26 protein-coding genes are annotated in these 26,117 nt (G+C 42.8%); 18 read left to right on the top strand and 8 right to left on the bottom strand.

Annotation, left to right across the window (positions count from 1 at the left end):
• Positions 1 to 110: 110 nt before the first annotated feature.
• From FTV88_RS16245 to mdh, 3 genes are all read left to right on the top strand, one after another.
• On the top strand, positions 111 to 377 hold the full coding sequence (locus FTV88_RS16245) for a hypothetical protein (RefSeq protein ID WP_438266898.1): 267 nt from the start codon (positions 111 to 113) through the stop codon (positions 375 to 377).
• Positions 311 to 1,357 carry an isocitrate dehydrogenase (NADP(+)) gene (gene icd / locus FTV88_RS11035; RefSeq protein ID WP_438266897.1) on the top strand — a complete coding sequence of 349 codons (1,047 nt, stop codon included), beginning with the start codon at positions 311 to 313 and terminating at the stop codon, positions 1,355 to 1,357. The genes FTV88_RS16245 and icd overlap by 67 nt, the downstream gene beginning before the upstream one ends.
• A 70-nt stretch (positions 1,358 to 1,427) precedes the next feature.
• Complete coding sequence (gene mdh, locus FTV88_RS11030; RefSeq protein WP_153725673.1) at positions 1,428 to 2,357, top strand: malate dehydrogenase; 930 nt, start codon at positions 1,428 to 1,430, stop codon at positions 2,355 to 2,357.
• 56 nt (positions 2,358 to 2,413) lie between these two features.
• On the opposite strand, the gene FTV88_RS11025 is transcribed toward mdh, so the two are convergent.
• Complete coding sequence (locus tag FTV88_RS11025; RefSeq protein ID WP_153725672.1) at positions 2,414 to 3,118, bottom strand: helix-turn-helix transcriptional regulator; 705 nt, start codon at positions 3,116 to 3,118, stop codon at positions 2,414 to 2,416.
• A gap of 271 nt (positions 3,119 to 3,389) precedes the next feature.
• Here FTV88_RS11025 and FTV88_RS11020 point away from each other — a divergent pair, with 271 nt between their 5' ends.
• The 3 genes from FTV88_RS11020 (at position 3,390) to FTV88_RS11010 (ending at position 6,507) form a co-directional block, all read left to right on the top strand.
• Positions 3,390 to 4,331, top strand: a complete 942-nt coding sequence (locus FTV88_RS11020) for a MerR family transcriptional regulator (RefSeq protein WP_153725671.1) — start codon at positions 3,390 to 3,392, stop codon at positions 4,329 to 4,331.
• 43 nt (positions 4,332 to 4,374) lie between these two features.
• Positions 4,375 to 5,076, top strand: a complete 702-nt coding sequence (locus FTV88_RS11015) for an NAD(P)-binding domain-containing protein (protein ID WP_162008004.1) — start codon at positions 4,375 to 4,377, stop codon at positions 5,074 to 5,076.
• Between the two features lie 222 nt (positions 5,077 to 5,298).
• On the top strand, positions 5,299 to 6,507 hold the full coding sequence (locus FTV88_RS11010) for an NAD(P)/FAD-dependent oxidoreductase (protein ID WP_153725669.1): 1,209 nt from the start codon (positions 5,299 to 5,301) through the stop codon (positions 6,505 to 6,507).
• A 32-nt stretch (positions 6,508 to 6,539) separates the two neighbouring features.
• Here FTV88_RS11010 and FTV88_RS11005 read toward each other — a convergent pair whose 3' ends face one another.
• The 4 genes from FTV88_RS11005 to FTV88_RS10990 all read right to left on the bottom strand — a co-directional run bounded on the left by FTV88_RS11005 (position 6,540) and on the right by FTV88_RS10990 (position 8,914).
• Positions 6,540 to 6,731, bottom strand: a complete 192-nt coding sequence (locus FTV88_RS11005; protein WP_153725668.1) for a hypothetical protein — start codon at positions 6,729 to 6,731, stop codon at positions 6,540 to 6,542.
• A 111-nt stretch (positions 6,732 to 6,842) separates the two neighbouring features.
• The gene (locus FTV88_RS11000) at positions 6,843 to 7,091 is read right to left on the bottom strand and encodes a DUF1540 domain-containing protein (RefSeq protein WP_153725667.1); all 249 of its coding nucleotides are present in this window, start codon (positions 7,089 to 7,091) and stop codon (positions 6,843 to 6,845) included.
• A 65-nt stretch (positions 7,092 to 7,156) separates the two neighbouring features.
• The gene (locus FTV88_RS10995) at positions 7,157 to 7,498 is read right to left on the bottom strand and encodes a hypothetical protein (RefSeq protein WP_162008003.1); all 342 of its coding nucleotides are present in this window, start codon (positions 7,496 to 7,498) and stop codon (positions 7,157 to 7,159) included.
• Between the two features lie 324 nt (positions 7,499 to 7,822).
• A complete protein-coding gene (locus tag FTV88_RS10990) occupies positions 7,823 to 8,914 on the bottom strand; it encodes a mechanosensitive ion channel family protein (protein WP_153725665.1) in 1,092 nt (363 codons plus the stop codon).
• 235 nt (positions 8,915 to 9,149) lie between these two features.
• On the opposite strand from FTV88_RS10990, the gene htpX reads away from it, so the two are divergent.
• Both htpX and FTV88_RS10980 read left to right on the top strand, forming a co-directional pair.
• Entirely contained in the window at positions 9,150 to 10,031 is an 882-nt protein-coding gene (gene htpX, locus FTV88_RS10985) for a protease HtpX (RefSeq protein WP_153725664.1), read from the top strand.
• A gap of 125 nt (positions 10,032 to 10,156) precedes the next feature.
• Positions 10,157 to 10,678, top strand: a complete 522-nt coding sequence (locus FTV88_RS10980; protein WP_153725663.1) for a thermonuclease family protein — start codon at positions 10,157 to 10,159, stop codon at positions 10,676 to 10,678.
• Between the two features lie 16 nt (positions 10,679 to 10,694).
• Here FTV88_RS10980 and FTV88_RS15565 read toward each other — a convergent pair whose 3' ends face one another.
• Positions 10,695 to 10,859, bottom strand: a complete 165-nt coding sequence (locus FTV88_RS15565) for a hypothetical protein (RefSeq protein ID WP_170285771.1) — start codon at positions 10,857 to 10,859, stop codon at positions 10,695 to 10,697.
• A gap of 209 nt (positions 10,860 to 11,068) precedes the next feature.
• Between FTV88_RS15565 and FTV88_RS10975 the strand changes: the two genes are divergently transcribed.
• Complete coding sequence (locus FTV88_RS10975) at positions 11,069 to 11,773, top strand: TlpA family protein disulfide reductase (RefSeq protein WP_153725662.1); 705 nt, start codon at positions 11,069 to 11,071, stop codon at positions 11,771 to 11,773.
• 180 nt (positions 11,774 to 11,953) lie between these two features.
• Here the strand turns inward: FTV88_RS10975 and FTV88_RS10970 are convergent, their stop codons facing one another.
• Positions 11,954 to 12,340, bottom strand: coding sequence for a nucleotide pyrophosphohydrolase (locus FTV88_RS10970; RefSeq protein WP_153725661.1), 387 nt, complete (start codon positions 12,338 to 12,340; stop codon positions 11,954 to 11,956).
• Between the two features lie 387 nt (positions 12,341 to 12,727).
• On the opposite strand from FTV88_RS10970, the gene FTV88_RS10965 reads away from it, so the two are divergent.
• The 3 genes from FTV88_RS10965 to FTV88_RS10955 all read left to right on the top strand — a co-directional run bounded on the left by FTV88_RS10965 (position 12,728) and on the right by FTV88_RS10955 (position 16,102).
• Complete coding sequence (locus FTV88_RS10965; protein ID WP_153725660.1) at positions 12,728 to 14,623, top strand: PrkA family serine protein kinase; 1,896 nt, start codon at positions 12,728 to 12,730, stop codon at positions 14,621 to 14,623.
• Between the two features lie 14 nt (positions 14,624 to 14,637).
• On the top strand, positions 14,638 to 15,783 hold the full coding sequence (gene yhbH / locus FTV88_RS10960) for a sporulation protein YhbH (RefSeq protein ID WP_153725659.1): 1,146 nt from the start codon (positions 14,638 to 14,640) through the stop codon (positions 15,781 to 15,783).
• Between the two features lie 133 nt (positions 15,784 to 15,916).
• Positions 15,917 to 16,102 (top strand): hypothetical protein, encoded by a 186-nt coding sequence (locus FTV88_RS10955; protein ID WP_153725658.1) that lies wholly within the window; start codon positions 15,917 to 15,919, stop codon positions 16,100 to 16,102.
• A gap of 47 nt (positions 16,103 to 16,149) precedes the next feature.
• On the opposite strand, the gene FTV88_RS10950 is transcribed toward FTV88_RS10955, so the two are convergent.
• Entirely contained in the window at positions 16,150 to 18,411 is a 2,262-nt protein-coding gene (locus FTV88_RS10950; RefSeq protein WP_153725657.1) for a YcdB/YcdC domain-containing protein, read from the bottom strand.
• Between the two features lie 171 nt (positions 18,412 to 18,582).
• Between FTV88_RS10950 and FTV88_RS10945 the strand changes: the two genes are divergently transcribed.
• The 6 genes from FTV88_RS10945 to FTV88_RS10920 all read left to right on the top strand — a co-directional run bounded on the left by FTV88_RS10945 (position 18,583) and on the right by FTV88_RS10920 (position 26,104).
• Positions 18,583 to 18,861: a hypothetical protein gene (locus FTV88_RS10945; RefSeq protein WP_162008002.1), complete on the top strand. Its 279-nt coding sequence runs from the start codon at positions 18,583 to 18,585 to the stop codon at positions 18,859 to 18,861.
• 13 nt (positions 18,862 to 18,874) lie between these two features.
• A complete protein-coding gene (locus tag FTV88_RS10940) occupies positions 18,875 to 20,533 on the top strand; it encodes a PAS domain-containing hybrid sensor histidine kinase/response regulator (protein WP_153725655.1) in 1,659 nt (552 codons plus the stop codon).
• Positions 20,534 to 20,651: 118 nt separating this feature from the next.
• A complete protein-coding gene (locus FTV88_RS10935; protein ID WP_279236772.1) occupies positions 20,652 to 21,860 on the top strand; it encodes a threonine/serine exporter family protein in 1,209 nt (402 codons plus the stop codon).
• A gap of 267 nt (positions 21,861 to 22,127) precedes the next feature.
• Positions 22,128 to 23,030, top strand: a complete 903-nt coding sequence (locus tag FTV88_RS10930) for a diguanylate cyclase (RefSeq protein WP_153725653.1) — start codon at positions 22,128 to 22,130, stop codon at positions 23,028 to 23,030.
• Positions 23,031 to 23,367: 337 nt separating this feature from the next.
• Positions 23,368 to 24,426 (top strand): extracellular solute-binding protein, encoded by a 1,059-nt coding sequence (locus FTV88_RS10925; RefSeq protein ID WP_153725652.1) that lies wholly within the window; start codon positions 23,368 to 23,370, stop codon positions 24,424 to 24,426.
• Positions 24,427 to 24,457: 31 nt separating this feature from the next.
• A complete protein-coding gene (locus FTV88_RS10920) occupies positions 24,458 to 26,104 on the top strand; it encodes an ABC transporter permease (RefSeq protein ID WP_207707861.1) in 1,647 nt (548 codons plus the stop codon).
• The last annotated feature ends 13 nt before the right edge of the window (positions 26,105 to 26,117 follow it).

The following is a 26,117-nucleotide window of genomic DNA, read 5'->3' as shown; positions in this document are numbered from 1 at the left end:
TCGATGACGAAGATAGTGAAGAAAAGTGGACAAGCACCATTTTTTGGACTATCATTACTAGGGATGTATATTTTTGTAATGCAATCGCTGACAAGGAGGAAGAACATCGAATGGCTAAGTACCAATATGCACAAGTACCTGCGCAGGGTGAAGCAATTCAGTATGCAAATGGCTCTTTACAAGTACCTGATAAACCGGTTATTCCCTTCATTGAAGGTGATGGGACTGGTCCTGATATTTGGCGTGCTTCTCAGCAAGTCTTTGATGCTGCTGTAGAAAAAGCTATGGTGGCAAAAAATCCATTGCTTGGATGGAAGTCTATGCTGGTGAGAAAGCAAAAGACAAATGTGGCGAGTGGCTCCCTGAAGAGACGGTAGAAGCATTTAAAGAGTTTCGTGTCGGGATCAAGGGTCCTTTAACAACACCTGTAGGAGGCGGTTTTCGCTCCCTGAACGTGACACTTCGCCAAGTTCTTGATCTCTATGCTTGCGTCCGTCCTGTGCGCTATTTTGATGGTGTTCCCAGTCCTGTAAGAGAGCCTGAAAAAGTAAGCATGGTTATTTTCCGTGAAAATACAGAAGACGTTTATGCTGGTTTGGAGTGGCAAGCCGGTTCTGAAGAAGCTGAAAAAGCCGTTGAATTTTTCCGCAACGAACTAGGCGTTAAAATTTTACGGGACGGCACAGCTTTGGGATTAAAGCCCATGACTGACTTTGGAAGTAAACGCCTCATTCGCAAAGCAATTCAATACGCCATTCAGCATAAGCGCAAAAGCGTAACCCTAGTTCACAAAGGCAACATTATGAAATTTACAGAAGGTGCTTTTAAAGACTGGGGCTATGAATTGGCTAGAGATGAATTTGCTGATCAAGTGATTACAGAAGATGAGCTCTGGGCGAAGTATGAAGGCAAAGCGCCTGAAGGCAAGATTGTCTTAAAAGATCGCATTGCCGATAACATGTTCCAGCAAGCTTTAATCCGCCCTAACGAGTATGACGTACTTGCTTCTCCCAACTTAAATGGTGACTACTTATCTGACGCTCTAGCCGCTCAAGTAGGAGGCCTTGGTATGGCACCCGGCGGCAACCTTTCTGACGAATATGCTGTTTTTGAAGCAACCCATGGCACAGCACCGAAATATGCAGGTCTCGACAAAATTAACCCCAGTTCTGTCATTCTTTCCGGTGTCATGATGTTAGAGCACCTAGGGTGGCAAGAAGCGGCCGATCTCATCATTAAAGGGATTGAAAAAGCCATTCAGGACAAAGTGGTGACCTATGACCTGGCTCGCGGTATTGAAGGCGCCAATGAAGTAAAAACTTCTCAATTTGCACAAGCTGTAGTAGATCGGATGTAATTTATAGCTGTAAGTGAGAAGACGTACTCATACGTAAGGAGCAAGTAAGAGAAAGGGGACCAGAATCACAATGGCTCGCAAAAAGATTACCATCATCGGTGCCGGTAATGTAGGTGCTACATGCGCCCACTGGGCTGCTGCCAAAGAGCTTGGGGACATTGTTTTGCTCGATGTTGCAGAAGGCATCCCTCAAGGAAAAGGTCTCGATTTGATGCAGGCTTCTCCTGTAGAGGGCTTTGACTGCTACATTAAAGGTACCAATGATTATGCTGACACTGCCAACTCTGACGTAGTTGTTATTACAGCTGGTATTGCTCGTAAGCCAGGCATGAGCCGTGACGACCTCGTGGCAACAAACAGCAAGATTATGGCTGATTGTGCTAGCAAAGCAGCGCAGGTATCACCGAATGCCCATCTCATTGTAGTCTCTAACCCTCTTGATGCCATGACCTATGTGGCTTATAAATGCTCTGGCTTTCCAGCCAATCGCGTTTACGGCATGTCAGGCGTCTTAGACACAGCTCGCTTCAAAACCTTTATTGCCATGGAAGTGGGTTGTTCTGTGGAAGATGTAACGACTTTCGTTCTAGGTGGCCATGGTGATGACATGGTGCCTTTGGTAAGTTACACTTTTGTAGGAGGCATCCCCATTCGCCAGTTGCTTCCAGAAGAAAAAATTCAAGCCATGGTAGATCGAGCGCGCAAAGGCGGCGCTGAGATTGTCAACTATCTGAAGACCGGTTCCGCGTACTATGCACCAGCTGCATCAACCGTACAGATGGTCGAAGCCGTCTTAAAAGACAAAAAGCGAATCCTCCCCGTAGCAGCCTTGCTACAAGGTGACTATGGTTATGAAGGGCTCTTTACAAGCGTACCCGTTATGTTAGGAGCCAATGGTATAGAAAAGATTTTTGAGATTGAACTGACAGAAGAAGAAAAGGAGCTCTTTGCCAAATCAGTCCAATCTGTCAGAAGCGTTATGGCCATCACAGGCTATTAATCGGTAGAATAAAAAAGTGGACCCCTTCCGCAAGAAGAGGTCCACTTTTTTATATTTTATGGTTTCTCTTGGGACAAGAGAAGCTCACAATATGTATCATTGTTAGATTGTCTCGACAAAGTCGTCATTTGAACAGGTTCGAAAAAGCTTTCATAGAGACCTGCAATAATCGCTTGATGAAGCTTACAAGTTAGATGAGAATGTTCCAAAGCCAACTCCCGGAAAGGACAGTTTGTAAGGCGAATTACTTTCTGGGTACCTTCCTTGGTTATCATAAAACTTACACCTTGTGCAGAAAGAATCTGTATTAAATATTTTTTCTTTGTCTCTTCATCCATGGACTGAGACATTAAAAAGCTCTCCTGGGCAGTTACTTTTTGCGCTAGCTTTTTGCCGTATTGATAGCCAATTCGCTCTAAAACATCGGAAGCATCATCATAACTATAAAGACTTTCTAAAAGTAGATGGGACAGTAATTCGTACCTGCGTGGCGGGAAAGTAAGCGATAACGCTTTTGTACAAAGCTTATAGACCCGTCCAGGACGACCTGGTGTAGCCTGGTGATCCCAATCGGACTCTAGCAGACCGATTTCTTCTAGCTTTGATAAATGAAGGCGCGCTACATTGGGGTGAATCGAAAACTCTTTGGCAATCTCTTTTACGTTGCAAGTCTGCGTAGAAAGATTGACAATAAACTGGTAAATGGAAAAGCGAGTTCTATCGGCAAATACGGCACTTATTTTTTGAGCATCTTCAAACAAACATGATCACCTCGATTCTTCCTCAAGATAAGTTCCTTGCTTTTTTACACAAGTTCATGATGGCAAATGAAATAGTCATGAATATACCATTGCTATTATAAAGTAGAAGATAATAAGGTAAAAGCAATATCATAGTATTCGTAGTGAAAAATATTTTTTAGGGGACTTTCTCTTTCCATGCATAACCAGTGTTTTTTCTTTGTTTATACCTTATAATTAGTTAGAACAAGTTATTTATAGCATTCGTTATTTATAATGAAGGGGTGTCAACGTGGCTTTTGATGAGAAAGGTTTCTATAACATTAAAGCAGTAGAAAATATGACTGGTGTTGCAGCAGGTACCCTTAGAGTCTGGGAACAGCGTTATCAAGTTATCAGGCCAGAAAGAAATCGTGCTGGCTATCGTGTCTACTCTCAAGAAGACGTACAAACCATTCAATGGTTAGCACAGCAAGTAAAAAACGGTGTTACAATTGGCCAAGCCGTAAAAATGCTTCACCAGCGAGACAATCTTCTGCCGATTAGTCCGATCATGGATATGGGCAAAGATATTGTTGATGATATAAAAGATAGAATTATAAAAGCTTTAGATGACTACGATGAACAAAGTGCAGGATTTGCTCTCGAAGAAGCCTTAAGCCTCTTTAGCATGGAAAGAGTGTCCCTAGATATCATTTTGCCGATTCTTCACAATTTGGGCGATCGCTGGTCCAAGCAAGAAATCACAGTAGCCCAAGAGCACTTTTCTTCGAACTTCTTCCGGGCTCGTCTTGGAACCATGCTTAGCGCCTTGCCCTCTAACCGCGAGATGCCTATCGTAATGACAGGCTGTATCGCTGAAGAACAACATGAACTTGGGCTCTTGATTTTTTCGATTTACTTGCGAAGAAGAGGCTTTAGGGTCATTTACTTAGGTCAAAATGTGCCAATGGAAGATATGATGCAAGCTTTTACAGAACTGCGGCCTCGGATTGTTGCTTTTTCTGTGGGTACGGCTCAAGCGCTAACTACAATGGTTCAACTGAAAGAAAAACTAGAAAAACTCGCCGAGGAGATGGATATGAACCTAAAGCTGGCCATTGGAGGACGAGGTATCGACTTTTCTAAAGAAAAGCAAGAGGAAATCGGCGATGCCTACACAGGCAGAACGACAGAGAAGTGGGATGAATGGCTACGTAAGTTGAATAAAAAAGCAATAGACGCATCTGCTTGAATAACAACCTGAACCTTCACAGTGAGGAGAAAGGATGGATCCATTGGAAAAGAGAGAGGAAAGAGTTGCTCTTTTAGGTGCTGGACGACTGGGTGCTCTTATTGTAAAACGCCTACCCAAAGAAGTAGAGCTGCTTGTCATTGATAAAGAAGAAGAAGTCGCTCGTAATGTCGCCAGCATGACGGCTGCTTCTTATAGTACTTCGATAGAGGATGTACAAGAGGCAACAGTAGCCATTCTTACATTGCCAGCACCCATTGTCATCCCTGTATTACAGGAACTACAATCAAAAGGCATTGGCAACAACACCCTCTTTATCAATATGGCAACAACGATAACAGCAGAAAAAATAAAAAGTGCAGGCATTGATTTGCCCGTTGTCGGTGTAAAAGTCATCGGACACTTTCGTGAAATGGAATTAGGAGAAGAAGGACTGCTCGTCATAGATGCAACAGAAAAGGAAAGGTACCAGCGCATTGCAGAGCTACTCAAAGACCTTGCACCTTCTGTTCCGGGTCCTGCTGATCAAGTTGCCTTCGTGAACAGTGTAGCTGCCGAAGAAGGAATTCGGGCAGCACTTCGTGTTGAGAAGAGACTTCGTCAAGCAGGCGTTCCAGAAGAGTGGATTGCTGTAGCACTTCGAGTCCCTACAGCAGGCACCATGAAAGCATACTCTATCAATGATTTAGGCCCTTTTGCACGAGAACTGGTACAACGAATAGGCCCTTCTTTAAAAGAACTATAAGTAATCAAAAAAAAGACTACCGAAATCAGGTAGTCTTTTTTTGATCGCCTCGTGCTTGAGAACACAAGGTATTTTAATCCTGAAAAGGGATTTAAGCAGGAAAATGATAATAAATGGAGAATAGTAGTTGGGTTCGTAATAAAATTGTTATCCCAGCGAATCGAAGGGTGATTCAGAAGTTATCAAAAAAAGTGTGCTGAGGAGATAAGGAGCCAAGACAAAATGAAAAAAGCAGAAATTCTAGTTCTCGGTGCCGGGTATGGTGGCATAATGACCACACTGCACCTACAGAAAATGCTTGCCAGCGAAGAAGCGTCCATTACACTGGTCAATAAGCATCCTTACCATTACCAAACAACACTGCTTCATGAAAATGCAGCAGGAACAGCCCATCAGGATCAGAACCGTGTAAACATCGAAGAAGTGATTGATACGAAGCGTGTTACCTTTATTCAAGATGAAGTTACTACGATTCTAACGGAGAAAAAGCAAGTCCTCTTGAAAAACGGTAGAACCTTGTCATATGACTATCTCGTCGTCGCTTTAGGCTTTGAACCAGCTACTTTTGGCATACCAGGCTTGAAAGAGCACTCCTTTTGCATACGAAGTATTAACGAAGCACGCAAGATTCGTGAACATATTCAATGTACCTTTGCCAGATATCACCATGAAAAGCGCGATGAGATGCTCACGATTGTTGTAGGTGGCGCTGGCTTTACAGGTATAGAGTTTGTTGGTGAACTAGTAGAAAGAGTTCCTGTTCTATGCAAGGAATTTGATATTGATCCCCAAAAAGTTAGAATCATTAACGTTGAAGCAGGTCCCACGATTTTACCGGGCTTTGCACCGGAGTTGGTAGAATATGCATACAACTACTTGAAAAGTCGTGGTGTAGAGTTTTATCTGAAAAGTATGTTAAAAGCCTGTCATAGCGATGGTGTGACGATTGCACAAGGGGAACAAGAAGAAATAATTAAGGCCGATACAGTCGTCTGGACAGGCGGTGTTCAAGGCAACTCTTTGGTAAGTCAATCGGGCTTTCCTACACAGCGAGGTCGCGTAGAAGTGCGTAAAGACTTACGAGCACCTCATGACGATCATACTTTTGTAATTGGTGACTGTTCTGTCCTTTACGATCAAGAATCAGGACGTCCCTACCCCCCATCCGCACAAGTTACGATTCAACAAGCTGAAACCTGTGCCAACAATATCAAGGCGCTACTAAAAGGAGAAGCACTTCAAGACATAAAAATTGAAATCAAAGGAACGGTTGCATCTCTAGGAAGTGAAGAAGCAATTGGTGTCGTCTTCGGAAAAATGCTTGTAGGCAAAAAAGCCGTACTGATGAAAAAAATCATCGACAATCGCTACCTTTTTATGCTTGGTGGCTTAGGCTTGCTCTTAAAAAAGGGCAAACTAAAACTATTCTAAGAAAAGAAGCTGCAGGGACCCTTCGTTGTGGGTCAATGCAGCTTCACGTCGTTTTTTTGGGCCCAATCTTTTGCCAAAGTTTCGAGCTGGGCGTTTACTTTCTCAGGACTATCTTCTTCTTTGATTTCTAGCTCAGGTAAAGGTGCAGGCAACTTCCAAGAATCAGGAGGCCAGACACCGCGTCGAATCGCTTCTTTTATCTCGGATAGATAAAAAACAGCCATTGAACACCTCCGAAAAAATTTTGCTGCTAATCATCGTACCCCATTAAACTGCCGTCGATGCAGATGAAGCGATTGAAGTAGCAAGAAGAAGCTAAAAAGCAGTAGGAAAGCCTACTGCTTTTTAATACCATCAACATTGGTGTTGGGAGAATTGCCTGCCACGAAAGATTTACAGCAGGTTGACATACAAGTATTTACCGGCGTGGGGTTAAGATTTTGTGCTGTCGTTGCATCAATCCGATCCGGTTGATCGGCACCCAATTGATCAGAAGCTACGAGAATTTCATTGGCCACACACTTGTTACCTTGGGCCCAGTAATGACAATTATCAACAGTGCAATGGATGTGTTGTTGTGTCATTGACGGAGAAACCTCCTTGTCCTATCAGATAACTTCCATCATAGGATGCATCAGCTCTTGTTTTTTTACCCTCGATTCAAGAAAAAAACAGCACTTACTAACAAAGAGATTCCGATTAGAGTGTTCCAACTCGGTTGCTGTGCTAGAATGAAGTAGCCAAACAGGGCGATTGCCAGCATGTAGATGGCGATTTGCATGCCCACAACAACAGCTAAAGAACCAAAAATAGCTTGCCCTTTCGTAAAAGCAATAAAAAGCATTGTATTGGCTACGAACATAAAGGGGAAAGTATAGAGATTATATTTGGCCACTTCCAACAAAGTAGGGTCTATATATTTCGTCTGGAACGTTACAACAAGAGCAATCAGCAAACTGCCGATTAGTAACATCAGAAGAATCGGTGCCAAAAAGCAACACCTCACAGTATTCATTCGTTCATCAGTATGTCATTATTCGATTTTTATAAGCCCCAGATATCTGGAAATTTCTGAAAAAAACGACCCAATAGGCCATGTGGATAAGGGGATAGCAGTATTGTGGATAATGTGGATAAAGCTGTGGAAAGGTTGAAATAGCAGGCTTTCTTGGTGTGGACAAGGTTGTAGATAACTTGCGACGCCAATCGACAACAACCCCGTTAAAACGAACAATTACTACGCTTTTCCAGATATGATTCGACGAAAAAAGCAAAACCTCCTTGTCTTAGAGCCCAACAAGGAGGTCGTTGCTGTTTAAGCGAGAGGCATTTTCCGAAAAGAAAGCTCTTCTTCTGAGGACTTTTCCACATGGACTGTTGTAGTGGGGAAAGCTACCGATACATTGTTCTCTTCAAGAATTTCCATAATCTTAAGATTTACATCTTGCTTTACAGCTAAGAACTCGCCCCAAACTGTGGTCTTTGTAAAGAAATAAAGGAAGATATCGAGGCTACTATCATTGTATTTGTCAAAGACAACGAAGATAGTCTCGGGGTGAACCTCAGGATGATTGACAAGCATATCCTTGATAGAAGCGACCGTTTTTTCCATTTGTTCACGCGTCGTATCATATGTAACACCGACATGGAAAGCAATTTGCCGTTTTCCCATCCGTGACCAATTCGTAATCGCTTCATTGGCCAGCGTAGAATTGGGTACCGTGACAAGAGCCTGGGCAAAAGTTCGAACCTTGGTGCTGCGAAAACTAATATCCTCTACAGTACCTTCCACACTGGGCGTTTTAATCCAATCACCGATGGAAAAAGGCCTGTCCATGATAATGACTACGCCACCAAAAATGTTGGACAAGGTATTCTGAGCGGCCAGTGCAAAAGCCAAGCCACCTAAACCTAGACCGGCAACAAGCCCTTCTACTCGATAGCCCCACTCTTGGGCAATAATACTAGCAGCAAACAAAACAACGATCACTCGAAGTACCTTAGAGAAAAAAGAAACTAAAATCTCATTAAACTCTACACTGAGCCGCTTCTCTAGAGTGCTGAAAATGCCCGTATAAACATCACTAAGGTTATAAAGCCCCCAGGCGATTAAAGCAATCAGGGCAGAGCGGAAGAATTTCAGAGATAGATCTTGATAGTAAGGCGATAAGTCAACGTATTTCAGTGAAACGTAAATACCGATAAATATAAAGAAAAACTGCGAAGGTTTTTCAAAAGCAAGGAAAATGCGAGTGATAAACTCCGTTTCCGTCTTGTGAAGGATTCTTAGGATCAACTGATAAACGTAACGAGTAAAAATTTTGCGAAGTAAAAGGAAGAAAAAGAATATGGTTGTCGCTATCACAAGATCTTTAAAAAGTGTATCCAGGTATAATAGGTTTTCCACAGTACAAAAGTACGCCCCTTTCGTAAAAAGTCTGGATAAGAAAGTCTTCTTTACGGTATAGTAACACAAAAATCAATCTTATGCTGGGTCAAGCTATGAAAAAGAGTCTCCTTGTAAATTTTACCAAAAAACTAGATGAAATAAAACTTAAAAAAATATCAAATATATGGTATAATACCTATCGGTGCCCGATGCGAGAGATAATTTTCGATTATGAAAAAGGAGGTTGTGGTGGATGTTCAAACGTATCGGTTTGTTCTTACTCGTTAACTTTCTAGTTCTATTAACCATTGTAATTATGACTAGTTTGCTGGGCGTTGGAGGATACATCACTGCCTATGGCATTGATTATGGAAGCCTCCTCGTTTTTGCAGCCATTGTAGGCTTCTCCGGTTCATTTATCTCTTTGGCCCTTTCTCGCTGGATGGCCAAGAAAATGATGAACGTTCGCGTTCTCGATCCCAATGGGAATTTAACATCCGAAGAATATCGAATTGTTCAACTTGTCCATAATATGTCTCGCCAATCGGGAATTACGAAAATGCCAGAAGTCGGTATCTATGATTCCCCTGAGGTGAATGCCTTTGCCACAGGAGCAACGAAAAACAGTTCTCTTGTTGCTGTATCAACAGGCTTACTCAATCGTATGGATGATGCGGCTGTTGAAGGTGTTCTCGCTCATGAAGTAGCTCATATTGCCAATGGCGATATGGTGACGATGGCACTGATCCAAGGCGTTGTTAACACCTTTGTAGTCTTTATTTCCCGTATTCTAGCTTACGCAGTTTCTACCTTTGTTCGTGAAGAGTATGCTACTATCGTTCACTTTGCTTCGATTATCTTCTTCCAGATCTTCTTCTCTATCCTCGGCAGTATTGCTGTCATGGCCTTCTCGCGCTATCGTGAATTCCATGCCGACCGCGGTGGCGCTATGCTAGCGGGCAAAGAGAAGATGATTCATGCCTTACAATCTCTGAAGCAAAATGTACAACTTGTCGATACAGATCAGCAAGCTTTACAGACCATGAAGATCAACGGTGGCGCCAGCAAGTGGACCAAGCTATTCTCCAGTCACCCCGATCTTGACGATCGCATTCGTAGCTTACAGTCTCTATAAAGACGGCTATCTTCTTACAAAAGAAATCACCTCAGCAGAGTGAAGCCTTATCCTCTCTGCGAGGTGATTTCTTTATGTATATATGAAATGCAGGTAACTACAATCACAAGGAGAGATTCAACCCAATGAAGAAGCACCCTATCTACGTTGCCCTTATTACAGCCCTTTTGCTGCTGTTCCTAACAGGCTGTATGAACAAGACAGTTTTCATGGGCGATACGGTAATTGTTGTTAGAGAAGTTCCTGAACAGACCGTTACGGTACAAGTGGTCCGAGTGGTTGATGGTGACACGGCTGTTATTTTAATTGACGGAAAACAAGAACGACTTCGCTTTATTGGCATAGATACACCTGAAACAGTTCACCCTACCATCGGTGAAGAGCCTTATGGCCGAGAAGCGAGTGATTATACAAAGCAAAGGCTCGAAGGGCGTACCTTTCAACTGGAGTTTGACGTACAAGAGCGAGATCGCTACGGAAGATTGTTAGGCTACATTTGGCTTGAGGAAGAACTTTTTAACGAAACCTTGGTGAGAAATGGTTTTGCGGAAGTAACTACCTTTCCTCCCAATGTAAAATACGTTGACATTTTCAAAGCAGCCCAAGAAGAAGCACGGAAAGAAAAGAGAGGTATTTGGGGCTTATAAATTTAGATGCTAAAGATTAGAGGCTTTCTGGTTTGCACAGTTGTTTATCTTTCTTTGCCACTCGGCCACACTTTTTACAATAGTAGCCCGCCTTAGAGACGATCTCTTTAAAAGAACTTAGATCTTTTTTGATCAGATCTTTTTCAATAAGCTTACAAAGCGGTTTTTTCTTATCGCTCACACCAACAATCCCCCTTTCGCTCTATAGTTTTCTACTACTCCCCTCGCTTTTCACGAAATACTGGAGATGATTGGAACAATTTTCGATAGGATAAGAAGGAAGATAAAAGCGCAAAGTCGAATAGAATAGACAATGTGCACACATGCGCAAGAAAACAGGTCAACCTATCGTTGTTGTTACAGCTACCTTTCCAAAGGGGGGAAGCAGAAATGGGAAAAAAGGGGTGGTGGGTTCTCCTTGCACTGTTGCTCACAGGGTCTCTTATCTCGGGCTGCACGATGCAATTGATAGCAAGCGAGACGAGCTGGGAGAATCGGAATCAGGAAGCAATAGAAGAACAAGATAGCATACAAGAAGAACCATCTGAAAGTGTAGAAGTTGAAACAGAAGATACAATAACACCAGAGCAAGAGAACCTAGTACGTAGCACGAGAGGCTCAGAAGGCCAAAATGCAAAAAATCATGACAACAACGTTTCATCAGAAGAGATAGAAACAAATTATAAAGAGACGCAGAGAGAAGAAGGAAAAGAACCAAGTAAGGAACAGGACGTACCGAAAGAGCAAGAGGCGAATACGAAGGACGAAGATAACATTGTTTCCCCTGCTACCTATGTTGGCATCATTCAATATTACTATGCTTTACCCTGTCAAGAATGCGAAGAACAAAAAAGAGAGTTCCAAAAATGGCTTACCCAACGAAAGGATATATTACAACAAGTTATGATTGAAATGGTCGATGTAGGACGCAATGATCCTCGCATTGCCAGTGGTGAATTGAAAGTAGAAGGCCTTCCTTTTTTCATCTTATTGGATGAAGAAGGCAACCTGGCGACAACAGCCTCTGGTACTATGAAGGCACCAGAGCTCGATCAGCTTCTACAGTACCTAGTAGTAGAGGCTGAATCGCCATAGAAGAGAAAAGGAAAAAAACTCTATCTAAAAAAATACAAAACCGAGGGCAGATGCAGACAAAAACACGATGACAATAACGAAAAATATAGTAGAACATAGAGAACAACATTTAATAAAATTTAAGTAAGACTGAAAAGAATCAATGATAGCAGGTGCTAGAAAGGACTGTGGCATCCTTTCTCACTGGTTCAAATCCAGTTCATTGATTGGCTCGTTACCACCTTCATAGGAAGGTGGTTTTTCTTTTTTACGAGTCCATCGCTCTTTATCACGATGATTATACTTTTCCATTGTTTTTTGAAAAATCTCGTTCAGATCGTAACCTTGTCGATTGGCTAGACATATAAGGACAAAAAAGAGATCGCCCATCTCTAATTCCATATCGCCTTCTTCTTCACCAGGCTTTTTCTTTTTCGGCCCATAGCGGTGAGAGACAACTCTCGAAAGTTCTCCCAATTCTTCACAAAAACGAAGAATTAAAGTAGGTGGATCGAAATAACCTTCTTCAAACTGAGAGATATAGTCATCGACTTGCTTTTGCACTTCTTCTAAGGTCATATTTTCCATAAGATGCTTCACCTCACTCTTTACCATAGCGAGGAAAAGAGAATTTGTCTAGATAGTACTAAAGTCTATGGTTTCAGCATTTGCTTAAACCAAGCCTGGTAAAGCGCGTAGATAGTTGACCCGATAAGAAGTAGCGCGATTACAATGGCTACAACTTTTTCACCAGACATGGCAGGCTCCTTCCTAGAAAAAAGAAAAAAAGAAAAAAACAATAAAAAAGACCTGTCTTCGCTAAGAAAGCCATAAGTATAAGAATAGGCACTTTTTAGCGCTTCCACTTTATATGCTACCCTGAATTTGGATGTGATGAAAAGTGTTTCAACCAGATTCTCGCGCATAAGGTAGAAGTAACCAGCTTCTGGTTAGCCAGCAGGAGGGAGAGAAAGAATGGGATTTCTAGACAAGCTAGAAACATTTCGTCAACGGGAAAAAGACTTGGTCTGGGAAGGTACCTTTCGAGACTACTTAAAACTGGTGAAAGAAAAACCTGAGATTACGCAGCTGTCACACTCGAGGATCTATAACATGATTGTTTCAGAAGGCGTCGAGGAAGTAAACGGTGTCAAACGCTATAAGTTTTTTTCTTCAGAGATTTTTGGACTGGATCGCACTTTGGAAACGTTGGTGGAAGAATATTTTCACTCCTCCGCTCGTCGCACCGAAGTACGAAAAAGGATACTTCTCTTAATGGGCCCAGTATCAGGGGGAAAATCAACCATTGTTATGATGCTAAAGCGTGGCTTAGAAAACTTTAGCCGCACGGACTTCGGCGCAATCTATGCAATCAAAGGTTGCCCTATGCATGAAGAACCTTTACACCTTATACCGAAGGAATTACGAGAAGAGTTCCAGCGTGAGTACAACGTCTACATCGAAGGAAACTTATGCCCTCATTGTAGAATGCGCCTTAACACAGAATGGGGTGGCAAAATTGAAGAGGTACCTCTAGAAAGACTCTTCATATCAGAAGAAGACCGCATTGGTATCGGAACTTTCAGCCCCTCTGATCCCAAAAGCCAGGACATTGCTGATCTAACAGGCTCCATTGACTTTTCTACCATCTCAGAATATGGATCAGAGTCAGACCCTCGAGCTTATCGTTTTGACGGCGAACTGAACAAAGCCAACCGAGGCATGATGGAATTCCAAGAAATGCTCAAATCGGATGAGAAATTCCTCTGGCACTTGCTGTCGCTATCGCAGGAAGGCAACTTCAAAGCAGGGCGATTTGCCTTGATTAGTGCTGATGAGCTTATTGTGGCCCATACGAACGAAAATGAATACAAATCTTTTGTCTCTAACAAAAAGAACGAAGCCCTAATTTCACGGATGATTATTGTTAAAGTGCCTTATAACTTAAAAGTAACAGAAGAAGTAAAAATTTACGAAAAACTAATTGCTCAATCTGATCTCAAACATATCCATATAGCACCTCATGCCTTGCGCGTTGCAGCCATTTTCTCGATACTTTCCCGCCTGAAAGAATCAAAAAAGCAAGGCATGGATCTTGTCAAAAAAATGCGCCTTTATGATGGAGAAGACGTAGAAGGATTTAAAGAAAAAGATCTGATTGAGCTACAAAATGAGACCAGTGATGAAGGCATGAGCGGTGTAGATCCTCGCTACGTTATCAACCGGCTTTCTTCTGCCTTTATTCGCAAAGACACCATTTGCATTAATCCCCTAGACGTTCTCAGAGCCTTAAAAGATGGCCTTGATCAGCACCCTTCGATTTCAAAAGAAGAAAAAGAACGATATCTGAACTTTATCGCGACAGCAAGACGTGAATACGATGAGCTGGCCAAAAAAGAAGTGCAAAAAGCTTTCGTCTACGCCTACGAAGAATCAGCTCGTACCATTCTTAACAACTATTTAGACAATGTGGAAGCCTATTGCAATGGCGTAAAACTAAAAGACCCGATTACCGATGAAGAACTCGATCCCGATGAAAAGCTGATGCGCTCCATTGAAGAGCAGATTGGAATTTCTGAAAATGCGAAAAAAGCGTTTCGTGAAGAGATTCTAATTCGCCTTTCAAGCTATGCAAGACGTGGAAAAGCTTTTGATTATACTTCTCATGAGCGCCTAAAAGAAGCGATTGAGAAAAAATTATTCTCAGACCTCAAAGATGTCGTCAAGATTACCACGTCAACGCGAACGCCCAATGCAGAGCAATTAAAGCGTATGAACGAAGTGACAGCCCGACTCATGGAAGATCATGGCTACTGCCCAGTCTGCGCCAATGAGTTGCTTCGCTACACAGGCTCATTGTTAAATCGCTAAGGGGGCCTTCAGTCATGACAGATGATTTTATCTTGTCGAGAGAAGACTGGTCTTTGCATCGCAAAGGCCAGATCGACCAGGCTCGTCACCAGGAGAAAGTTCGAGAAGCCATTAAGAAAAACTTGCCCCAGATCATTTCGGAAGAAGCCATTATTTTAAGTGATGGACGAAAAACGGTGAAAGTGCCCATTCGCTCTTTAGAAGAGTACCGCATTCGCTATGACTTTAACAAACAAAAACAAGTTGGCCAAGGCAATGGCAAGACCAAAGTAGGGGATGTGCTAGGGCGAGATGGCAGTCCTTCCTCCGGAACAGGCAAAGGGCCTGGCGCAGGTGAGCAGCCCGGTGTCGACTACTATGAAGCAGAAGTAGAGATTGAAGAAATCCAAAAACTTCTCTTTGCAGACTTAAGCTTGCCCAATATGGAAGAAAAGCGGGTGCCCGAACTAGAAACAGAATCCTATCGATTTAATGAAGTACGCAAAAAAGGCTTGCAAGGCAATATAGACCGCAAGCGCACTCTATTAGAAGCGTTAAAGCGCAACGCGAGACAGGGGAATCCAGGCTTTTATCCCGTTCTTCCCGATGACATGCGCTATAAGACCTGGGAAATCCACAATGAACGGCACTCCAATGCGGTTGTTTTAGCTCTTATGGATACCTCAGGTTCCATGGGCAACTTTGAAAAGTATATTGCGCGCACCTTTTTCTACTGGATGACGCGCTTTTTAAGGACCAAGTATCATGCTGTAAAACTCGTTTTTATCTCCCATCATACAGAAGCAAAAGAAGTGACAGAAGAAGAATTTTTTACAAAAGGTGAATCAGGAGGGACTCGCTGCTCCTCAGCCTACCAGTTGGCTCTTAACATTATTAACGAGCGCTTTCCACCACAAGACTACAACACCTACGCTTTCCACTTTTCCGACGGTGACAATCTATCTAGCGATAACGAAAACTGCCTCCGCCTTGTCAATCAATTACTAGAAAGAACGAACCTTTTTGGTTACGGCGAGATTGTACGCTCTCACTTTTCTAGCACCTTAATGAACGCCTTGCGAAAAATACAAAACGACAAATTCTCATCTGTAACGATTCGAGATAGAAGCGAAGTCTACGATGCCTTGAAGACCTTTTTCAAAACGAATGAAGCCCATTAAGATCTTCCATCTTATGATTTAGCTAGAATCGCAAATAATAAGGACAAAGAGCCAGAGAAAGCACAACGCAAAAAAATGGGAGTGAAGAATCATATTAGACGCTTTTTGGGAGTCAAGAGGCAAAGAACGACAAATGCAAAAGGTGATAGAAGCAGAGCAACGAAAGCTAAAAGTGCTCATCAATGAAGTACGCGTTCATCGCCGTTTTCTCGCTTACTGTAAAGAAAACGGTGTCCCACTGCCCAAGGCAACAGAAAAAGTGATTCAAAATGAAATTGACCACCTAACTAGCAAAAAGAAGCTTTTAGGTTATCAATAAAAAAGTAAAACCCCTCAGCTCTACGTGGAGAGAGGGGTTATCTTTTTCTACATAGCTTGTCTAATTTCTAAGGTTCTCATAATCATTACAGCTGCTTCGGCGCGCGTAACAGTTTCTTCGGGAGCAAAGGTTTTATCGTTGCTTCCTGGCAGATTGAATCCCCAAGCTAGGGCAGCATAGCCTCGAAAGCCAGCCGGAAAGCGATCTTGATCTTCATAAGGGACTTGATAGATCTGTTCAAGCTTTGCGGCTTGATCAAGATTCAGCAATCCGATCATGGCTCGTGTAATAATCTCTCGATTCACAGAATCTTTGCCTTCTACTGTTTCTGCAATAAGACCATTTTCCCGAGCTTCTTTGACAAGAACTTCGTCAGAGGGAGAAGGCCCATAGAACGAGTACGGGTTATTTAGCTTGTACAAACCTTGCAGCAATGACAGTACCGATAAATTTTCTTGAGGGCGAAAGACCTCGCCATACTCAACAAAGAGTCCCGCTTGGCCAAGTCTGCGAATCTCCTTTTCAGCCATGTGACCCGCAATATCGCTGAAAGCACCGTCGAAAGACTTTTTAATTTCTTGGCCTTGCCAGTCTAGAGGAACACCTGATTTGGCATCGATTATTTGTGAAAAGGTTTGATTGGGCAAGCTTTTGGGTTCATAGAGAAGATAGAACTGTTGCTCATCTAGGCGAGGTAGATAGTGCGGTGCGTAACGAATTTGTAAAGGATAGTTTGCTAGATATTTCTTATGACTTTCTTTTTCTGAGAGAATGTTTTCTGGAGCCGGGATTTCTGCAGAAGTCCAAGTAAGGTTGTACTGGATCACTTTTTGCTCTGCTCTATCTACGACCAAGTAGAATCCATTGCCAGGAAACGGAATGTTGTGAGCCAATCGTTGATAATAGAAATTTTGATAGCGGTTTTCTGAAAGAGGACCAACCCATAGGCTATCATTTTCTCGGAGTTCTACTTGTGCAAATCGTTCTGGTTGAACTTTTTGCAGAAAAGCTTCAGCAATTTTCTGCGCTTCTTCCAAAGGAATTTGCTTATCTTGTTCTATCGTCTTTTCGTAATCGTGAGGCAGATAAAGGCTTAACAGCTCACCTGTTGTAGCGCTTACAGAAGCATTCATATAAGCCATTTTGCCTTCTTGGCTCTGCCAGCGGAAATTCCAGACATAATCATTTTCCCTCTTCGAAAGGTCTGCCCCATGAAGGCGTAAGTTAGATGGAATATCCACCCATTGACCAATTGCTTGGATGGCTTGTTCTTCTGTCAAAAGATTGGCTTGCTTATAAATGGCTTCTACTTCTTGTGGCGTTAAAGGAAGGGCTCTAGACTCCAAAGCAGCTTCTTCCTCCATGGGCATAGAGGCATCTCCTGCTTCTTTTCTAGCATTATCGTCTAAATGGCTCTCTTGAGGCGGTATAAATGGCTGTCCCGTTAGGGCATCAATGCGTCCCATCGAAGGGCTTGTTAGGCGATAGACAAGCAAAACTTCAGCCCTGTCGTCAGAAGAAAAAGTTCTATAACGAGTGGGTTGCATATATTGTAGTTTCATAAGCCCTGCATCTGTGAAGGCTTGCTCTGCTTTTGATAAAGAGATGGCTTCTCTTGAAGATGGAAGGGACTTTTGACTCCATGTTACTTCGAAAGACTCAATCGAAGCGTAGTCGCTGTTGATGGTGATGCGTATACCATCATTGCCAACGGGAATAGAGGCCTCTTGGCGCTGCCAGTGGAAGGCATAGTTTCTCTGACCGCGCTGTCCTGGCCAGGGGAAAGCTTCAGGGTCTAAGGGCTCAAGCTCAAGTTGCGCCATATATTTAGGCGCAGCACGTTGCATGAATTGTGTAGCAATCTTTTGTGCTTCCTGTTGAGAAAGAGTGCTTTGCTTTCTATCGTCGTAAGGGAGCCAGTGATGAAGCCGTAAAAGTTGACCGCTTTGACTATCGATCAATAGATGTATAGAAGCAGCAGTACGATCGTTTTCTTGTTGAATCCAGGTAAGAGACCAGCCTTGCCAATTACTATGTTTTTCGAAAGCATAAGAGAAAGAGTTATAGTCTTCAGGAATCGTAACGATTCTTTTTGCCTCTTGGATCGCTTCTTCTAAAGACAACCGTACTTCCTGTAAGGGGGAGGGGAAGCCTTTTTCAGAAGTGACCTCAGCTTGCTCAGAGATCATCATAAGATTGGCAGGTAGGGCTTTCGTACCAGCAAAAGCGTCGGTAGGGAAGATAGAGAGCATCATACTCATACTAACTGATAAAGAACAAGCAAGTAGTAAGCGTCCCTTTTTAGCCATTGATGGACCTCTCCTTTTCTTTAGAGGATTCTAAAGTAGAAAGTTAGCTAAGAATGACAAGATTCCTTCTGAAGATCTAAACTTTAGAAAATATTTTCACCTGCTACCCCCATGCCACCCCTAATTTAGGTAGGGCTTTCTTAGGGAAACTATAAGGAAAAGCAAAAGATTGTGAAATCTATACCAAAAATAGCATTGACAGCTACAGAAAAAAACAGTAAAATGAAGCCAATTGAAAACGATTATCAACAGAGCCAGGCAAAGCAAATTAATCTATTCAACTTATTAACAATCCATAGCAGGATAAGGAAGGGGGGGCGTAGAAAAGCAATAAAGAAAAAAATCACGAGGGACATGATAGGCAGCAAAGCAAAACATCAAGGAGAATGCAACAAAGTAAAGCATAATAAGAATATCTGTCCACAAAAGACCATGAAAATGGAGAATTGAGTGGGTGGAAAAGATGGGTCGAATCATATTGAAAAAGGAGCTATTGCAGAATGACATAAACCAATCTTTACTGAATAGTCTCGGTGAGGCTCTATTTATCATTGATTGTGTAGGCTCTATTGTATTTTTGAATCCCATTGCCATGCAAATCCTTGGCTGGTCTACAGAAGAACTTTATGGTCAAGAAACAACGGTAATTGTAGATAATCCTTCAGAGTCAAGAATGCCTATCGATTGGATGGCTCTATATGAGCAAGAGGGACCTACTTTGGTTCGAACGGCAAGCGCCACTTTTATTCGTAAAGACGGTTCAACATTCCCTGTTTCTTATGTAGTAAGGCCGATTATTTGTGAAGGAGAGCGCATTGGGCTTACCATTCTTTTTCGAGATATTTCGAAAGAGAAGGAAGTTGAAAAGGCCTTGCGAGAAGCCAAAAGAGTGGCCGAATGCGCCAATCGTGCCAAAACGGATTTTCTAGCAACGATGAGCCATGAGATACGAACACCGATGAGCGGGATTATTGGAATGATCGATTTGCTTCTAGAGACTCAGCTAAGTCTAGAGCAAAGTGAGTTTGCCCAGGTAGTTCGCGATTCCTCTACAATGCTTTTGATCATTATTAATGACATCCTCGATTTTTCCAAAATTGAAGCTTCTCAATTGCATCTAGAAATCAAAGAATTTGACTTACCCACCCTTATTGAGACGAGTGTTTATTTGCTTTCTTCGAAAGCGACGAGCAAAGGCTTAACCTTCAAAAAAGAGATTGATCCTCGACTCAACCAAGTCTTGCGAGGCGATCCGATTCGACTTCGCCAGGTTTTGTTGAACTTGCTTGGGAACGCTATTAAATTTACATCCTATGGAAAAGTAAGTCTCCAAGTCACTCTAGAACAGGAAAGTGATCAAGAAATGCTAGTTCGCTTTGAAGTAACAGACACAGGCATAGGCATTTCTTCTGACAGTGTAGAAAAAATATTTAACCCCTTTGTGCAAGTCGATGATAAATCAGGTCGTCATTATCACGGAACAGGCCTCGGTCTTCCCATTAGTAAAAAGTTGGTTCACTTAATGGGAGGAACCATCGGTGTAACAAGCAGGGAAGGAACAGGCTCTACTTTCAGGTGTATCATTCCTTTTGCAAAAGCCAAGGCTATCAATAAAGCAGAAAAGCCAAAGCCAAAGCTGAATCCAAGAAAGCTCAATAGCAACTGCTCAATGAAAAAGAAACTTCACAGTGGTAAAGAGAATGGCAAAAGTCGCTGTAATGATAGCTTTCGAGTTTTGTTGGTTGAAGATAACTTGATCAACCAGCGCCTTGTTACCTGCCAGTTGAAAAAGTTAGGCTATCAAGTCGATGCGGTGCTGAATGGACAAGAAGCGATCAAAGCTGTAAAAAAACATACCTATCACTTAATTTTAATGGACTGCCAAATGCCGGTGATGAACGGTTTTGAAGCAACGAAAAAAATCCGTATGATGGAAGAAGAAAAAAACATACCCATTATAGCGATTACAGCTCGTGCCATGAATAGCGATCGGGATGAGTGTATTGATTCAGGAATGGATGACTATTTAAGCAAGCCTTTCAACGTAAAGCAGTTAGAAATCTTGCTTGCAAAATGGTTACCCATAGAAAAAATATCACCCCAAAGACGGAATGATGATTGAAAAATAGCTCTCTATATCCTATGATGGATTCAAAGAGAATAAAGCTCTCTTGAACTTAGATTGAGGCAAGAGGGCTTTTGTTATTTTTACTTTTCTTGAAAGGCAGTGCAATAGACCTTTGGATAAGTCACTTACACTTTTACTTCGAAGTGGTCGCATCTTGATGGAGTCAGGCGCTGAGATTTATAGAGTCGAGGAAACGATCATACGATTGGGCAAAGCATTACAGCTTAAAGAAGTGCAAAGCTATTGCACGCCAACGGGCTTATTCGTGGGCTACACAGAAGAAACTGGAGAGCCGCGCACAGCAGTGCGCCGTGTTTTCAAGAGAGCCATCAATCTACGAAGAATTTCTCAAGTCAATGAATTGGCTCGAACTTTTTCACAAGGCTCTATGACCGTTGAAGAAGCTTTAACGAGACTAGAGAGAATTGAAAAAGAAAAAGAGCCCTATCACTGGTACTGGCAAGTTTTTTGCATTTCTTTGGTCGCAGCCATTTTGGCCATGCTCAACGGCGGAACGGGCTTAGAATTTGTCGTTGCTTTGCTCGTCAGCTTGTCTCTTCGTTACTTTATGGTTAAGACAAAAGTCTTTATGAACACACCATTTCTTAGAGAATTTACCTTAGGCGCCTTCGGCATGCTTCTCGTTCTGCTCACGAAAGCTTTTCTAGAGATTGACATGGTACCGATACTGATAGGCTTGTTGCTTTCTGCTTTTCCCGGCGCCTATATGGTTAACTCTGTTCGTGATATCGTAGCGGGCGATCTTTTAGCCGGAGCAATCCGAGGCTTAGAAGCAACAGGTCTTACAGTAGCACTTTTTGGTGGTGCTGGCTTAATATTAGCAACCATAGGAAACGGTTATATCCAAGATGTAAACGTCTCATCGTCTTATGGCTTGGCGATGGAGATGCTATTTGGCTTTTTCATTGCAGCTTTTTTTTCTATGGCTTTGAACACACCGCGCAATACGGTGCTAGCTTCCGGTCTTGTTGGTCTTATAAGTCGCTCTGTTTTAGCAGGAACCGTTGCTATGGGCAGTTCACCCCTACTAGGCATGTTCTGGGGCGCCTTGGCTGTTGCGATTTTTAGTGAAATTTTTGCACGGTACTATCGAGTGCCTGTTACTTTATTTGTCATTGGTGGTATCATTCCGCTTCTTCCGGGACTTTTCTTCTTTCAGGCTACCTATACACTCGTTCAAGGTGAATATGTGCAAATGATTGAACCCTTTGTTCATGGTGTTACAGGCATTATCGCCATTGGAGCAGGTGCCGCGGCTGTAACGGGATTGGTTCGTTTCTGGAAAACAACGAACGAATAGAGACAAAAGAGCAAAGCGCAGCAATGACAGCTAATATAATCATGGGAAAAAATTACTTACGATTATAGGTTGACTTTTCTGAACAAGAGAGTTACAATAATATCAAGAGGAGCGGTCAACTGGCTGCAAACGATACCTGCTCTTGTGCAGGAGTATAATGAGGAACGGCAGGACGTTTGGCTGGTCCTCGGGGAAGTTTCTGGACCAGAAAAGGAGTCTGCTTTTAGGCAGGCTCCTTTTCTATTCTATTTTGGGCAGGTGAAGCATTTGCAACAAAAGATATTGATCATCAATGATTCTTCCTTAGAAGGAAGAATTATGCTCGATTTGCTTTCCTACCAGGGCTATCATGTCAATGTGGCCCGCAGTGGTCAGGAAGGACTGTCAATGGCCAAAAGCTTTGAGCCCGATGTCATTATCTGTGACATTGTTTTACCTGGGATGAACGGCCTAGAATTAGCTCGCCTGTTACAAGAAGATGTAGATACGCAAAAGATTCAGATTATTATTGCTTCAAGCAATAACAACAAGCAAGATAAGCTAGAAGCTTTCCGCTGTGGTGCTTTTGACTATCTTGTGAAGCCGCTGGACTTTGATGAACTGCTTTTGCGTTTAGAAATTGTTTTGCGGTATAAACAATCTATAGACAAGTTAAAACGAAGAGAAACAATTTTGCGTGCTGGCTCTATTCGAGATTTTCTTACGGGCCTCTATAATCGCCAATATCTTGATCAAAAGATGGCAGAAGAATTGGCGAGGGTAAAGCGCTATGGACACACCTTTTCTGTTTTACTGACCGATGTGGACTTTTTCAAGCAAATCAATGACCGCCATGGCCATCTTGTCGGTGATAAAATTCTTATACATCTAGCAGGTCGTCTGCAATTAAAAGTACGATCGACCGATACAGTTTGCCGCTTCGGCGGTGAAGAGTTTTGCATTATTGCTCCTGAGACAGATAGCCACGGCGCTTTTGAACTAGCCGAGAAATTACGAAAGACCATTGAAAAAGAGCCTGTCATCGTCTCTGAAGATTTTAAGATTCCCATTACCGCCAGTTTTGGTATTGCAGAATATGAAGGTCCTGAAGAAACAACGAAATCGCTGTTAGAAAGAGCGGATCGAGCTCTTTACAATGCGAAGAAAAAGGGACGGAACCGTGTAGAATAACAAAGTATGTACATAACAAGCTTTTATAGGGCTTGGCAGTAAATGAAGAAGACCGGCCCCGGGTACATGACAAGATTGTTTTAGCGAAAAAGATAGGTTTGCTACACCATAAGCAAACCTATCTTTTTCTAGTTTTTAAGAGAGACTGCTTTGTGAAAATTTTCTGTAAAAAGAGTGTTGACACCGAGAGGCTAGCACAGTAGTATATAAATGCAATCGCAAATCATTATCACCAAAAACCGACACAAGTAAAGGAAATTACAATTTTCGGTAGTATCCGGAATTGCTCCGGTTCTATACATAAAAACGACCGAATCATAGGAGGGACCTAAGAGTTATGAAGAAGTCTCTAGGTAAATTGCTGATGACTACCTTGCTTGGTACCGCTTTGTTCGTTACCGGTTGTTCCTCGTCTTCAAGTACTTCAACGGCTGCAGATGCAGACAAGGAAACGAAGGAGCTTGTTATCTACTCGGCCCGTAACGAAACCTTTGTACAGCCTCTTGTAGAAAGCTTTGAGGAGCAGACAGGCATCAAAGTTCGCATGCTCAGTGGCAACGAAGCAAGTGTGAACAAGATTATCGAAGAAAGAAACAATGTACAAGCTGATATCTTTTTCTCCAATGATGCTGGCGCCATGGAATATCTTCGTTTAGAAGGCCTTTTAGCGAGCAACGATTCTAAAGCGTTAGAAGTCATTGATCCCAAGTATCGCGCTGTGGATGGCTCCTGGGTAGGTCTTTCTGCCAGAACTCGCGTTCTGATGTACAACAAAGACCTTATTTCAGAAGAAGAAATGCCCAAGGCCTTATGGGAATTAACGGATCCGAAGTGGTCAGGAGAGTTTATGATTACCCGCGGTGGCAATGGTTCTATGGTTGCTCACGTTGCAGCGCTACGTGCCGCTTGGGGCGATGAGAAGACCAAAGAATGGATTGAGCAAGTTCGAGAAAATGCAGGCGCTGTTGTAAATGGTCACGGTGACATTCGTCGCTCTGTGGGTGCCGGTGAATTTAAGTTTGGTCTTGTTAACAACTACTACTATCACTTGCAGCTCAACGAAGACAAAGATAACAATGTAGGTGCTATCTACCCGGATCAAGGCTCTGATGACATCGGTGCTTTTGTCAACGCTGCAGGCGTAGCACTTATCAAAGACGCTCCCAATACGAAGAATGCGAAAGCCTTTATTGACTGGCTCTTAGAACCAGAACAACAAAAAGTATTTGCTTTCAATAGCATGGAAGTTCCTCTGAATCCTGCTGTAGAAGCAGTTGGCTTTGCGAAAAAGATTGATGAATACAAAGTAATGGATATGCCATTACAAGAACTAGGCCCTGTCTGGTCTGATGTAAAACAATTGATTGAAGATGCTGGTCTAGATTTGAACCTGTAAAGATAATGGTCTAAGCTAGGGGTTGTAGATATTGGAAAGTATACCGAAAAAGTCCGTACCGCCTGAAACAATTGAACAATCCCAGGAAAAGGTCCCTGATCTACCAGGGGCCTTTTCCTTCTTCTGGTTAAAGCTGTGGCGCGGCAATCCACCAGGCCTTGGTCTCCTCACTGTTGCCATTGTGACAGCACTAACCATGCTAGTACCCATTCTCTATGTGGTTATACGGGGAATACAAGGTGGTGCCGATCGCTGGCTTCGACTACTAGATACACGAATTCCTATTCTTTTGCAGAACACACTCAGCTTGACTTTTGTAGTAACCTTCTTTGCCCTGTTCATTGGCGTAACCTTGGCTTTTTTGGTCATTCGAACCGATCTGCCAGGACGTAAAGCTTGGCAATGGTTGCTTGCGTTGCCTCTTTTAATTCCCCCTTATGTAGGAGCGATTACCTATATCATAATTTTTGGCCCTACGGGGTGGATCCGTGATTGGCTTGGAAGCCCTCTTTTTAACATCTATTCTTTCTGGGGTGTCGCTTTTGTTCTGATTCTCTTTACCTATCCCTATGTATACTTGATTACCTCTGCTGCTTTAAAACGATCGAACTTAAATTATGAAGAAGCAGCCAGAATTGCGGGCCTTCACTACGGACAAGTTTTCTGGAAAGTGACGTTGCCGCTTTTACGTCCCGCCATGGGGGCAGGCGCTATTTTGGTGGCCCTTTATGTTCTTTCGGACTTTGGTGCCGTCGCTGCTTTACGCTATACAACGTTTACGGCAGCCATTTATTTTCAGATGGGCAACTATGATCAAGTGGCCGCTGCCATCTTAAGTGTACTCTTAATTGCAATTACCCTGGTATTTATCTGGGGAGAAGCGAAAACAAGAGAAAAACAACGCTTCTATCAATCGAAAGGCACACCGCGACAAGCGCCTGTTAGTGAGCTAGGGCACTATAAGCTGCCTCTGCTCTTTTATGTCATTGCTATCTTCACGCTGGCCGTAGTCTTGCCCTTGGCTGTTCTTTTTTACTGGTCCTCTGTGGGCATTACTCGTGGTGCCATTGATTCTCGCTTCTGGGGTTTTGCTTGGAATAGTGTCTTTATGGCCGGCTCTGCCAGCGTACTCTGTATGATTCTAGCATTGCCCGTTGTATATCTTAAGTCTCGAAATCCTTCTATTGTCAGTACTTTTGTAGATAAGCTTGCTTATGCAGGCTATGCTTTGCCAGGTGTTATTGTCGCCTTGGGGATTATCTTTGTTTTCAATCAGTATATTCCTTTTCTCTACGGCACAGCGGCCTTGGTGATTGTGGCCTATGTGATTCGCTTTTTGCCCCAGAACATGCAAGCGGCTGAAGCGGCTTTAACGGCTGTCTCACCACGACTCGATGAAGCAGGACGTATGGCCGGCTACTCACCCTGGCAAGTGATGATGCGAGTGACCTTGCCTCTGATCACGCCAGGTCTTTTGGCAGGCAGTGCTCTTGTCTTTGTCAGTGCTATCAAAGAGTTGCCAGCGACACTTCTTTTGCGGCCCCCTGGGATGGATACACTGGCCGTTCGAATCTGGATTGATGCGAGTGAAGGCTTTTATCAGACTGCTGCACCAGCCGCTTTGTTGCTTGTGCTCTTATCGATTATTCCTTTACGGTGGATGCTGAAAAAATATTAACCAAGGCATAAAC

The sequence above is a fragment of the Heliorestis convoluta genome (assembly GCF_009649955.1).
Classification (GTDB): Bacteria; Bacillota; Desulfitobacteriia; order Heliobacteriales; family Heliobacteriaceae; genus Heliorestis; species Heliorestis convoluta.
Note: the sequence above shows the minus strand (reverse complement) of the source record. Positions and strands in the feature narration are given on the sequence as shown.

Bases quoted from the DNA above. Each gene is read 5' to 3' on its own strand.
- FTV88_RS10965 (WP_153725660.1), top strand. From the start codon at position 12,728: ATGGGATTTCTAGACAAGCTAGAAACATTTCGTCAACGGGAAAAAGAC.
- mdh (WP_153725673.1), top strand. From the start codon at position 1,428: ATGGCTCGCAAAAAGATTACCATCATCGGTGCCGGTAATGTAGGTGCT.
- FTV88_RS10970 (WP_153725661.1), bottom strand. From the start codon at position 12,340: ATGGAAAATATGACCTTAGAAGAAGTGCAAAAGCAAGTCGATGACTAT.
- htpX (WP_153725664.1), top strand. From the start codon at position 9,150: ATGTTCAAACGTATCGGTTTGTTCTTACTCGTTAACTTTCTAGTTCTA.
- FTV88_RS11010 (WP_153725669.1), top strand. From the start codon at position 5,299: ATGAAAAAAGCAGAAATTCTAGTTCTCGGTGCCGGGTATGGTGGCATA.
- FTV88_RS11000 (WP_153725667.1), bottom strand. From the start codon at position 7,091: ATGACACAACAACACATCCATTGCACTGTTGATAATTGTCATTACTGG.
- icd (WP_438266897.1), top strand. From the start codon at position 311: ATGGAAGTCTATGCTGGTGAGAAAGCAAAAGACAAATGTGGCGAGTGG.
- FTV88_RS10975 (WP_153725662.1), top strand. From the start codon at position 11,069: ATGGGAAAAAAGGGGTGGTGGGTTCTCCTTGCACTGTTGCTCACAGGG.
- FTV88_RS10940 (WP_153725655.1), top strand. From the start codon at position 18,875: ATGGGTCGAATCATATTGAAAAAGGAGCTATTGCAGAATGACATAAAC.
- FTV88_RS10955 (WP_153725658.1), top strand. From the start codon at position 15,917: ATGCAAAAGGTGATAGAAGCAGAGCAACGAAAGCTAAAAGTGCTCATC.
- yhbH (WP_153725659.1), top strand. From the start codon at position 14,638: ATGACAGATGATTTTATCTTGTCGAGAGAAGACTGGTCTTTGCATCGC.
- FTV88_RS10950 (WP_153725657.1), bottom strand. From the start codon at position 18,411: ATGGCTAAAAAGGGACGCTTACTACTTGCTTGTTCTTTATCAGTTAGT.
- FTV88_RS10980 (WP_153725663.1), top strand. From the start codon at position 10,157: ATGAAGAAGCACCCTATCTACGTTGCCCTTATTACAGCCCTTTTGCTG.
- FTV88_RS11005 (WP_153725668.1), bottom strand. From the start codon at position 6,731: ATGGCTGTTTTTTATCTATCCGAGATAAAAGAAGCGATTCGACGCGGT.
- FTV88_RS10925 (WP_153725652.1), top strand. From the start codon at position 23,368: ATGAAGAAGTCTCTAGGTAAATTGCTGATGACTACCTTGCTTGGTACC.
- FTV88_RS16245 (WP_438266898.1), top strand. From the start codon at position 111: ATGGCTAAGTACCAATATGCACAAGTACCTGCGCAGGGTGAAGCAATT.